The sequence below is a fragment of the Bilophila sp. genome (assembly GCF_057864385.1).
The window spans coordinates 49,501-61,718 of record NZ_DBMAFI010000002.1 but is presented as its reverse complement, the minus strand read 5'-3'; the positions used below and the strand labels follow the sequence as shown (position 1 = coordinate 61,718).

Sequence of the window (12,218 nt, the reverse complement as noted above, 5' to 3'; positions counted from 1 at the left end):
CATATCAGGCGGTTTTCCGTTCCTGCCGGAACATATTGATCCGTGATTCGCCAAGGCGTTCCCGCAGCGCGTAGTCGCGGATCCCCATGTTCTCCTCCGGTGCGATGTTCAGGAAGCCGAGCTTCCCCACATGCGTGCCCTGATGGAGCATGTGGAAGGCCTCAGCCCCGTCCCGCAGCGGGAACACCCGCGAAAGCGTGGGATACAGGAAGCCCTTGCAGATGAGCCGCGCCGTCTGCACGGCCTCGTAGTAGTTCGCGGCGTGCGATCCGATGATGTGCTTGACGGTCTGCCACAGGTAGCGATTGTCGAACACATGGTCATAGCCGGACGTGGAGCCGCAGGTGACGACCTTGCCCCCGGCGCGGGCGATGGCCACGCTCGCCGCGAACGTCGAACGCCCCGTATGCTCGAAGACGATGTCGGGGTCTTCGCCGCCCGTGAGCTTCCGTATCTGCGCCTTCAGCCGCAGTATCTGCCGATTCTTAGTCCGCCCGCGCTCGTCGAGGAAGCGTTCCTCGCCGGGCGTCCGCGGAAGCACGATCACGCGTTCGCACCCCATTTTCCGTACCATTTCGGCCTTCTCCTCATTGGAGACGATGCCGATGGGGATGCCGCCGCCGTTCAGCACGAACTGGATGGCGAACGTTCCGAGCCCGCCGGACGCGCCCCAGATCAGCACGTTGTCCCCCTGCATCATCTGGGCTCCGTTCTTGGAAACGAGCATGCGGTAGGTCGTGGTCGCCACAAGGGTCATGGACGCGGCCTCAACCCATGTCAGGTGTTCCGGCTTGGGGAGAAGCTGATGCTCGCGCACCAGCGTGAAGTCCGCGAACGATCCGAAATTCGTCTCGAAGCCGTAGGCCATCAGATGGGGGTCCCGGATCTCGTCGTCGAAGACTTCCGGCGAAGCCACGTCGCATGTGGGGCCGAAGATCATGACCCTGTCTCCGGGTTTCCAGCGCGTGACGGCCGACCCCGTCCGCACGATCACCCCCGCCCCATCCGTGCCGAGGACATGGTGATCCAAATTGTGCTTGGCGTTGTCCGGGGAATATTTGGCGTATTCCCCAATATAGTTGAAGCCGGGGGAAGGCTCGAACAGGGACGACCATACGTTGTTGAAATTCAGGGCGGAGGCCATGACGGCCACAAGCACCTCGTGGGGGCCGACTTCCGGGAGAGGCACCTCTTCAAAATGCAGCGAGCGGCGCGGATCCTTCTCCGTAAAGCTCAGGCCCTGAAACAAGCCCGTTTCATCGCGATGGACGGTCAGCGCCCGCATCGCATCGGGCAGGGGGGCATTGGCGAAGTCGTCTGGAACGCTGCGCTCCGACTCCGCAAGGTCGAGGATGTGCTTCAATTCTGGTTTCATCGTCAAATCCTGTTGAAGGGTCATATCGCCTCAAAACAAAGGGGGGACGCCCCTATCAAAGGGCGTACATCAGAAGGGACTGGGCAATTTGCCCGATCACCTCTCCGCGCCACTTCCGCAGATAAAAATGCCCGCCGGGATAGGTCGCCATGCTGCACACGCCCGTCGTGAACAGCCTCCAGAGCCGGACGCGATCGAGGGGGACGAGGATGTCCTTCTCCCCCGCGAACACGGAAATGGGAATGTCCAGCGCCTCCCGCGTACCGTCGATCATGGTGAGCAGCAAAGCGTGATCCTGAAGGAGCGTCCGCTTCACCACCTCCAGGCTGTCCGCGTCGAGGAGGATCGATTCGGGAACGGCGTTCGACTGGAGCACCCTGTTGAGGAAGGCCTCGTCACCGACGGCCTCCGGGGGCAGCTCCTCCGGCGGGATGGGCGTCGGAGCCGCCGAGATGAACAGATGCACCGGAGCCGCCATCCCTTCCCGCACGAGATGCAGCGCCAGCCGGAAGGCCAAAAGCCCTCCCATGCTGTGCCCGAAGAACGCCGTCTTCGGCGTGAAATAGGGGCACAGAGCCTCGGCGAGCCGTTTGCACAGCTCATCTATGTCCGTCACGGCCTGTTCCCCGTAGCGTTCCTCATGGCCGGGGAGCTGCACGGGGAACAGGCTTATGTAATCGGGGAGCAGGGGCTTCCACGGAAGGAATGAGGAAGCCCCGCCTCCCGCGTACGGAAAGCAGAAGAGGCGCACCTGTTCATCCGCCGCGACGTTTTCAAAACGAATCCAGCGGGACTGCCGCCGCACGTTGTCCGACACGTTTCGTTCCTCCGCTCCCGCCTACTTCACCGATCCGATGGCGTCCGCGATGTTGCGGGCGTTGTCCCCCAGAATGCAATCGAAATGGTTTCCGGGAACATCAAAGATCGTCACTTCCGAAGCGGGCATGGTTCTCCAGAAGGGCCGGGGATCGGGGATTCCCTGCAGGAGATCGGTTGCGAAGAAGTACTTGAGCGTTCCCTTGTACGGGGACGGCCTGTACGTCTTCGCCGAGCCCACGGTGGCCTCGAACAGTTTGTATTGGTGCGCGAAGTCCTCCAGCGTCACATCTTCAAGGAGCTTTTTCGCGGTCACGTAGCGGTAGATCGTCTCCACGCACTCATCCAGGCTCATCGCCATCAGATCGGCCAGCGGAATGGCGTCCGGCACGACGTCGGGCTGCTTCAGGACGTGGAGGATGGGATCGTCCTCCAGCCCCGAATAGATGTTCATCGGCAGGAAGTAGGTGCCGAGATACATGAACAGAAGGCTGAGCTTATGCGAGAAGGCCGCGCCGGGCGCGCCGGTATCGACGGCCGCGAGGTGCTTCACCTCCACGCCGCGCCGCTGGAGCTGGACGGCCATTTCATAGCCGATCATGCCGCCCACGCAGAAGCCGACGATGGTCAGCTTCGCCTTCGGACGCACGCGCAGGATTTCCTCGACGAAATACGCCGCGATGTCCTCCACGGTACGCAGGGGCTCCTCCTTGCCGTCCTTGCCGCGCAGGATGCAGCCGTAAAAATCGGCTTCATCCTTGTAGAGCCGGGCGAAGTCCGCGAACAGTTCAACACGGCTGCGGCCTTCGGCGATGCCGATGATCACGCTGTCCTTGCCCGATTCCTGAAGCGGCAGCAGGATCTTGTTCTGGTGGCGGGGCCTGTCGATGTATTCGGCCATCTCCAACAGGGTGTTGAGCGTATAGAGCTCCTGCACGCCAAGTTCCACCTTGAACGCTTCGTGGATCCGGGTGATGAGGACGGTCGCCAGCAGCGAGTCGCCTCCCAGCTCAAAGAAGCTGTCGTCGAGGCCGGGGGCCTCGATTTGAAGGATGGAGGCCCACAGATCCGCGAGGCGCTTCTGCGTCTCCGTTTCCGGGGCGCGGGCGGGCTTGCCGGATCCGGCCTCCACTTCCGGCAGGGGCAGCGCCTGCCGGTCGATCTTGCCGGAGCGGTTGCGCGGCATCACGTCCAGCTCCACGAATACGGACGGCACCATGTAGCCGGGCACGCGTTCCCGCAGGAAGGCTTCGAGGAGCGACGGCTCGAACTGCCATGCCTCCAGAGGGGCACGGGCGAGTATGACGTTCTGCTCCGCGCCGTCGACGGTATGGCATTGATGGACGCCGTCGAAACCGGCGAGCTTGAGCTGCTCCTCCCACTGGTCGCCGCTGAGCAGGGGGTGCAGGGGGCGCAGATCCGTATCCTCAAATACGTCGAAGCCCTGTTGGAGCCCCATGGTCAGGTCGTGTGCCTTGAAGAACAGCGTCTGCTCGATGATGAACAGCACGCCTCCGGGCTTGAGCAGGGAACGCAGCCGGGCGAGGCTGGGGGCGATCCGCTTCACGTCGTGCAGCACGCTGGCGGCGATGATGACGTCATAGGCGTGCGGCGCGAATCCTTGGCTCACGATCTCCTCGTCCAGATCGAAGAGGCGGCACGAGAAGAAGGGGGCGTCCTTGAACTTCTCTCCAGCGTTCTGAAGGAAATAGCGCGAGATGTCCGTAAAGCAGAAGCTGGAGGTGTTCTCCGGCAACGCCTGCATCACCGCCGTCGTCGCCCCGCCGTGCCCGCCGCCGACTTCCAGAATGTCCAGCGGATGATCCTGCGCCATGATGGCGACGGCGTCACGGATGATCTGGTAGGAGTAGTGGAAGACCGCGCCGTAAAGCCCCTTGACCTTGCCGGAGGCGTAGACCTCGGCGGAGTGCTTGCGCTCCAGCAACAGATCGACCATGCTTTTCGCCTCGGAGGCGAGGAAGCCGAGGCCCTGCCCGGCGAAACGCGCCTGTACCTCGCCTGCCTCCGTGAACGCGAACGGCTTCACGAGGCGGAACGCCTCCCCGTCGCGGGCGAGGAACCCGGCTTCTTCAAGGCTGAGCAGCGCCCGTTTCAGCCAGCGTTCGTACCGGGGGCGGATGCCGGTGATGCGCAGGATTTCGTCGGGGGTATGGCTTTCCCCTTCCCGCCTGTATACGCCGAGCTCGTACAGCGAAGCTTGGACGCTGGCTTCGTAAAGCTCACCACCCAGCCCGATATTCTTTTCAAGCCCCTGAAGGCGCGTGTTCTCGGAGATGCCCGCAATGCCGGCGTCCACCGCAGCCACCCGCTTCCACAGGCCGTCGGCATCCCGCCATTCGACGGGCTTGCGGGTATGCAGGCCGTCGTTGCCCTTGGCCGTGAAATAGGCGGCAAGGCGGGGGTTCTTCTTGTCCCCAAGCGGCTGGACGACGGCTTCGCGGATGTCGGGATGCTGGAGCATGGCGTGCTCGATCTCACCGAGTTCCACGCGGAACCCGTTGATCTTGAGCTGGTTGTCCTCACGCCCGAGCAACACGATGTAGCCTTCGGGATGGAAGTATCCCATGTCGCCGGTACGGTAGAGACGTTCCCCAGTGACGGGGTGGACGATGAAGGACTTCTCCGTGTTTTCGGGGTCGTGCCAATACCCGTCGGACAGCCCTACCCCACCGATGTACAGGTTGCCGGACACGTAGTCCGGGCACGGCCTGAGCTCGTCGTTGAGGACATAGAACCGCTGGTTCAGCATGGGATAGCCGTAGGGGATGCTCTCCCATTTCGGCTCGACCGAGCCGATCGGGTACAGGATTGACCAGATGGAAGCTTCCGTCGCACCACCCAGACTGACGACCTCGGCGTCGTAATGCGCGCGGATCTGATCCGGCAGATCCAGCGGCAGCCAGTCGCCGGAAAGCAGGGCCAGCCGCAGCGTCCCCTTCTCCGTTCCCTGAAGGGCGCCCTTGTACTCGACGAGCATCTTCATCATGGCCGGAACGGTGTTCCAGACGGTCACCCGTTCGCTCTGGACGAGATCGAGCCAGTGCCCCGGCTCCTTGATCTGCGCGGCGTCGGGGAACACGATGGTGCCGCCTGCGGCCAGTGTCCCGAAAATGTCCCACACGGACAGGTCAAACCCCAGATTGGCGAGTGCGATGGCCCGATCTTCCGGCCCGATATGGAAACGGCTGTTGATGTCGACAATCGTGTTGACGGCGGCACGATGGCTGATCATGACGCCCTTGGGCGTGCCCGTGGAGCCGGACGTGTAGATGACGTAGGCCAGATCGGTCTGCGCCTGTACCGGCTTGCGATCCCACAGCCCGGCCCCATTGCCTTCGGGCAGCGCGTCCACGGCGATCAGGGACATTCCCTCCATCCATTCAAAGTCCCGCATCAGGCGGAACTGCGTCAGGACGAAGCGCACCCCGGCGTCACGGAGGATGAATTCCATGCGCTGGCGGGGCATGGAGGGATCAAGGGGCAGATAGGCCGCTCCCGCGTACTGGACGCCAAGCACGGCGACGGCCTGCTCCCATCCCTTTTCCATGACCACGGCCACCAGCTCGTTGGGCTTCACCTGCCCGTCCAGCTCCTGCGCAAGCGTTGCGACACGCCCGGCAAGCTCCGCATAGGTCAGGCTCATGCCCGGAGCGGCCACCGCCATATGCTCCGGGGCGCTGCGCGCGCTGCGGGCGAACAGCGTATGCAGGTACTCGGAAGAAACCTCTCCCTCCGTGCGGTTGTAGGCTTCACGCTTTTCGATCTGCTCCGCGGGCAGAAGCACGACGTCCTTGCGGTTCCAGAGCGATTCGTCGTCCGCCAGACGCTCCAGCAGATCGACGTACGCGCCGAGCATGCTTTCCAGATAGCCATCGTAGAAATATTCCGCGCGCACGTCCCAGTGGATGCGCAGCCACCCGGCGGACTCATAGACCTGATGGTCAAGAAGCAACTGGGGCGTCTGGCTGGAGGTGAACACCTTCTTGACCGGATGCCCGTCGAACAGCATCCCTTCGAGGCTGTCCCCGTAGTCGCCGATGAGGAAGGTGCTGGTGAACACCACGGGCAGGTACTGCTGTTCGTTGGCGGAACGGAAGCGGTTGAGTTCGCGCAGGACGTCCACGCCGCCGAACTGCCGGTTGTCGAGGTCGTTCCACAGGCGGTCGCGGAGGGCGATGGCCCGCTGCTCAAAGGTCGCGCCGGGATCGTCGCACACCTCAAGGAGCAGCGTGTCGGTAAAGTCGCCGATGACTTCATCGATCTGCGGATGCAGCGGCAGCCGGTTGAACAGGGTGAGGTTCAGGCAAAAATCCTTTTCCGAGTTCCAGCGGCGCAGCACCTCGGAGAAGGCGGCGAGCAGGATGCTCGTGGGCGAAAGGCCGATTTTTGTCCCGTAATCCTTGAGCCTCTTCCATTTTTCCGGGCAAAGCTGGCCGTCCATGGGCTTGCTCACGGGGGCGCCCACGGCGTTCTCGCCCAGCACGGGCATACGGGGACCGGGAGCCAGCGTAGGAATACGTTCCCGCCAGTAGGCCTGAGCCTGCTTGTAGGACTCCATATTGCGGCGTTCCGTCAACGAAAGCACATAATCGCGGAAGGTCAGCTCCAGCGGCGGCAGTTCCAGATCCGGGTTGTTGTAAAAGTTCTGCACCTGCACCATCATGGTCTGGAAACTCAGCACGTCGGCGTTCAGCCCTTCCAGACTGACGTGCATGCGGTACGTGTGCTCGTCGATCCGGGACAGGTAGATGTCATACATGGGCCAGACGTCCACGGGCTTGATCTTCTGGCGCAGCTCCTCGCGGATTTCGCCGAGAATTTCCTGTTTCCGCTCCTCGGTTTCGCCGCGCAGGTCGAAATACCTGACCTCGAAGGGCGGCGTGTGCTCCAGAACCATCTGCTGGCCGGTCTTGAAGATGACGCTGCGCATCATGTCGTGGCGTTCGACGAACTTGCGCCATGCGTTCTGGTAGCGCTCAAAGTCGAGATCCACCGTGTCCATCTCAAAATAGACGTGGCTCGATACGTTGCTCGCCCCCAGCGAGGCGTTGTCGCGGCCGATCATGTAGGCGAGCTGGATGTCCGTCAGTGGAAACGGTTTGTATCGATCCTCTGGCCGCAGCGTGATGACAGGCTTTTTCTCCACGTTCCTGTCGATGGCGAAATCATCCTTCTCCAGAAACAGTGCCAGGAGGGATTCCTGCTCTTCGGAGAGGCTGCCGCCTCCGGGGAGCAATGAGGCGTCGTGCAACATGCTTTTTTTCCTTACCTCGTTGATGCGTTGGTTAAACGAACGGCCTTGACGATCCGGCGGCTATCCCTTCCGGGAAAGCATGGCCTTGATCTCATCGGCGGACATCATCTTGATTTTGATGAACAGCTCGGCGATTCGGGCCGTCTGTCCGGGCTTCTTTTCCGTGGCGATCAGGAACGCCGCCAGTTTGCCCACCGTGTTCTCCGTCACCAGCGTGCGGATGGGAACCTTGGTATGGAAGATGCTTTCCAGACGGCTCACCATCGGGATGGCGTGCAGGGAGTCGCCTCCGAGTTCGATGAACGCGTCGTCCACGCCCACGGAGTCGAAGCCGAGGATTTCCTGCCATACGGCGGCGATCACCCGCTCTACGTCCGTTTCCGGGGCCCGGTAGGGGGTGGCGAGCCGGGGCCGCTTGGCGACCTTGGCCTTGGCCTGAAACGCCGCGTAATTCTTCAGGACGTTCTTGGCGTTCCGCCGCAGCTCCTCCACGAGGGCGGGGTAATCGGAGGTCGAAACCATGACCTGCGCGTCGGGGAGCGCGAGGATGCGGCTGATGCACTCCATGCCCTCGGCGGCGAGGATGCCGTGCGCGGCCACGTCTTCGCCCACGGTTTCCATCATCTTCGGCAGAAGCACCGTCCCGATGCCGATGCCTTCCCAGTAGCCCCAGCCGACCGACACGATCCGGTACGGAAGCCGCCCGTTCATGGCCTGCGCATGGAGATCCATGAAGCAGCACGCCGCCGCGTAGTCCGTAAAGCCGAGCGGGGCCGTATAGGAGCACAATGAGGAGAACAGCATGAGGAAATCGGGGGCCGTCGCTTCGAGCATCTTTTCCAGCACCAGCGTGCCGTGCACCTTGGTGCGGATCACGGCCTGTGCCCGTTCGTCGGTCTGCACCTGGATCATGCTGGAGGAAACCGTCGAGGCCGCGTGGAACACGCCGTTGATCTCACCGAACCGTTCAAGCACGGCGTCACGGACGGCGAGCATCCGATCCATATCGGCGACATCCGCCGCGAACACGAGGCATTCCGCGCCCATCGCCTCCAGCGCCCGCACCTTGGCGATGCGTTCCGACACGGCGTCGTCTTCGGGATGGCTTTCCAGCCACGCGTCCCAGCCTTCGCGGGGCGGGAGCGGCGTCCTTCCGACCAGTACAAGCCGAACGCCCCACCCTTCCACAAGATAGCGGGCAAGCTCGAACGCCACGCCTCCGAAACCGCCGGTAATCAGGTAGACCCCGCCCCGCCGGATCGCCGCCTTTTCCGCCTCCGGGGCGGCGGGCAGCGGCACATGCGCAAACCGCTGCTCCCAGCGGCTCCGCCCGCGGTAAGCGACCGTATCCGCGAAGCCCGCCGCATCGATCCTGCCTTCCAGCACGTCGCGCAGGGCGGTCACGTCCCGGATCACGGCATCCAACAGCTCAGGGTACGGCGGAATGCCCGGCTTCGGGGCATCGATGTCGATGTTGCGCGACTGGATATTCAGATATTCGTTGGGAATGACGCGGCATGGGCCGAGTACGGGGGCTTTTTCGGGCACGAGCGTTTCGTCGCCCGTCACGCCATGCAGACCGCTGGACAGTACGGCGAGGCCCAGCGGACGGCCATCCAGCCCAAGGGACGACAAGGCGCGCACCAGATAGACAACGCTCTGGTAGCCGTGCGCGTTCAAGCTGTCGTAGGCTTCGAGCCCGGAACCGTCGCCGCCTCCGGTGAGGCTCCACGCGTGGATGACGAAATCCGGCTCAAAGCCCTGCGCGCTCAAGTCCTGCAGGAGCCGCTTATAGTCCCCCTCTTCTCCGGGGCGGATGAAAAACGTTTCGGCATCCTCCTTCCGATAGGCATCCCCGGCCCCGGCCAGCACCGCCTCGTGGCCGATCCCGCGCAGCCGCCGGGCCAACGCCCCGGATACGCCGCAGTGATCCGCCAGCAGGAGGAAACGCCGCTTCTCGGCGGGCTGCGCCTCAAGCCTCCGCAGATCGAAAGAGCGCCTCCACTGGGGCAGGACGAACCAGCTTCCGATGTCCTCCCGCTTTTCCATCAGCTTGCCCATCATGGAAGCGAGAGCGCCGCCCTGTGCGGCCTGCGCGCGAACGTCGGCCCGCTTAGCCCAATGGCTCTGCCTCTGGAATGGATAGGTCGGAAGGGGAATCCGCCTCCCGCCGTCCCGTTCGCCCGCGTACCAGTCCAGATTCACCCTGTGGAGGAACAGCGCGCCGTAGGCGGCGCTCAGCGCCTTGCCGTCCTTAATGTCCTGATCCGCGTCGCGCATGGAAAAGACGATGCCCTGCCCGTCCATATCGGCGTGCCGTTTCGCCAGCGTGCCGAGCACCTTGCCGGGGCCGACCTCAAGCAACACGGCGTTCTTGTCCTTCAGAATCGCGGCGATGTTCTCGCAAAACCGCACCGGCCTGCGGATATGGGCCGTCCAATAGTCGGGGCTGGTCGCGTCCTCTTCCGTAATCCACGAACCGGACACGTTGGACAGGAAGGGGATTTGCGGCGCATGCAGCTCGATGGAGGAAAGAACCGCCCGGAATTCGTCGAGAATGGGCTCCATGAGGGCGCTGTGCCCGGCCCGCGTCGCAGCGACCTTCCGGTAATGGATACGGCGGCCCGCCAGTTCGCCTTCCAGCGCCGCAATGTCTCCGGGCCTCCCGGAAACCGTGCACAGCTTTTCGGCGTTGACCGCCGCGACGGACAGGCTTCCCCGCAACAGCGGGACAACCTTCTCTTCAGGCGCATACAGCAGGAGCATGGCCCCCTCTTCGACCCTATCCATCAACTGCCCGCGCCTTACGGCAACGGCGAGGGCGTCCTTCAGGGAGAACACGCCCGCGACGACGGCGGCCAGATACTGCCCGAAACTGTGCCCGACGCATCCGGCGGGCCGCACGCCCCAATGCATCCAAAGCCGGGCCAGCGCGTATTCCGTCGCGAACAGCGAAGCGAAGGCGTAGGTCGGCCCGGCGATCTTCCGTTCCGCCTCGGCCCGCCCCGCTTCGGAAGGATACAGGACGTCGCGGATGTCTTCCGAAAGCAGCGGCAGGAGCTGCCCCGCGCATTCGTCAACGGCGGCGCGGTAGACGGGTTCGGTTTCGTAAAGCTCCCGGCCCATGCCCACATGCTGCGAACCCGCACCGGGGAACATGAAGTACACATTGCCCGCGGCGGGCGGCTCCCCCGGATCGGCAAGGCGTTCCGTCCAGCGGTGATTCCTCAGCGAATCAACGAGTTCCGCCGTCGTCCCTGCAATCACGACGCGCCGGGAACCGAACGCCTTCCGTCCCTTTTGCAGGGTATGGGCGACATCCTCCAACGCGGTTTCGGGATGCTTTTCCAAAAACGCCGCCAGCCGCTCCGCCATATCGTCGAGGGCCCCCTCGGTGCGTGCGGAAAGGGGGACAGGATGCCAGCGGCGGCGCGACCCCGCCTCCCCACGCACCGGGGCCTCTTCGAGAACCATGTGGCAGTTCGTCCCCCCAAGGCCGAACGAGCTGACGCCCGCCCGGCGCGGCGAGGCTTCCCACGGCCTCAGTTCCGTATTGACGTAGAACCGGCTGCCTTCAAAGGGAATTTCTGGGTTCGGCCTTTCAAAGTGCAGAATCGGGGTCAGCATTTTCCGGTCGAGGGAAAGCATGGCGCGGATAAACCCAGCGACGCCTGCGGCGGAATTGAGATGCCCCACGTTGGTCTTGACCGAGCCCAACGCGCACGGCGTCGCCGCCAAACCGTAAATGCTTTCGAGGGCGCGGAATTCCATCGGATCGCCCATCGGTGTTCCCGTGCCGTGCGTCTCGATGAACGTCACCGTCTCTGGGCCGACGCCGGACAGCTCCAACGCCTCACCCAAAACGGCCTCCTGCCCGCGCACGCTCGGGGCCGTGAACCCGACCTTGTCCGCCCCATCGTTGTTCACGGCAAAGCCGCGAACCACACCGTAAATATGATCGCCGTCCGCAACGGCATCCTCAAGGCGCTTGAGCAGGACGACGCCCGCGCCGTTGCCGTACATCATCCCCGACGCCCGGTGGTCAAAGGCGTGGCAGCAGGCGTCGCGCGAGAGCGCACCGTCCTGGCCGGCCAGATAGCCGAGCTTCTCCGGCAGGGAAATGGAAACGCCCCCGGCGAGGGCCATGTCGCAATGGTAGTCCTGCAACGCCTGGCACGCCGTCGCCACGCCCACCAGCGAACTGGAGCACGCGCTCTGGATGCTGAAGGCGGGCCCTTTCAGATCGAGCTTGTAGGCGACGCGGGCGGCCGCATAGTCCTTATCGTTGCCGATCAGCTCGTCGAAGAACGGCATCGGATGTTCCGGGAACAGCATGTTGTCCGGCTTGAGGTAGCTGCTCGGCGTGATGCTGGCGTAGACCCCGATCGTCAGCCGGGGATCGCCGGGGACATACCCCGCGTCCTCAAGCGCCTCCCACGCGCATTCCAGAAAGAGGCGCTGCTGGGGATCGATGTTCTCGGCCTCCTTCGGCGTGTAGCCGAAAAACGCCGCGTCGAACTGATCCGCGTTGCCCAGCACATACCCCTTCTTCACATAGTCTTCCTTGCTCAGAAGCCGTTCGGGGATATGTCCGGCAAGCTCCTCGTCGGTAAACGTCGTGCGGACGTCGGCCCCCGAAACGAGGTTCTCCCAAAACCGCTCCAGCGTTTCCGCGCCGGGAAAACGCCCGGCCATGCCGATGACGGCGATGTGACCACTTTCCATATCTTCTGCCATGACAACCTCTATTCA

At 63.5% G+C, this 12,218-nt stretch carries 4 protein-coding genes; all 4 read right to left on the bottom strand.

The window, feature by feature from the left end; all coding sequences use genetic code 11:
• Window positions 1–4: 4 nt before the first annotated feature.
• Genes ccrA through ACZM8Y_RS00880 form a run of 4 tightly spaced genes read right to left on the bottom strand, consistent with a single transcriptional unit; the run spans window position 5 to window position 12,203 of the window.
• Window positions 5–1,375 (bottom strand): crotonyl-CoA carboxylase/reductase, encoded by a 1,371-nt coding sequence (gene ccrA, locus ACZM8Y_RS00895; protein ID WP_308770492.1) that lies wholly within the window; start codon window positions 1,373–1,375, stop codon window positions 5–7.
• A 55-nt stretch (window positions 1,376–1,430) separates the two neighbouring features.
• Window positions 1,431–2,192 carry a thioesterase II family protein gene (locus ACZM8Y_RS00890; protein ID WP_303237283.1) on the bottom strand — a complete coding sequence of 254 codons (762 nt, stop codon included), beginning with the start codon at window positions 2,190–2,192 and terminating at the stop codon, window positions 1,431–1,433.
• A gap of 21 nt (window positions 2,193–2,213) precedes the next feature.
• Window positions 2,214–7,466, bottom strand: a complete 5,253-nt coding sequence (locus ACZM8Y_RS00885; RefSeq protein ID WP_482330494.1) for an amino acid adenylation domain-containing protein — start codon at window positions 7,464–7,466, stop codon at window positions 2,214–2,216.
• 60 nt (window positions 7,467–7,526) lie between these two features.
• On the bottom strand, window positions 7,527–12,203 hold the full coding sequence (locus ACZM8Y_RS00880) for a type I polyketide synthase (RefSeq protein ID WP_482330493.1): 4,677 nt from the start codon (window positions 12,201–12,203) through the stop codon (window positions 7,527–7,529).
• Window positions 12,204–12,218 lie beyond the last annotated feature (15 nt).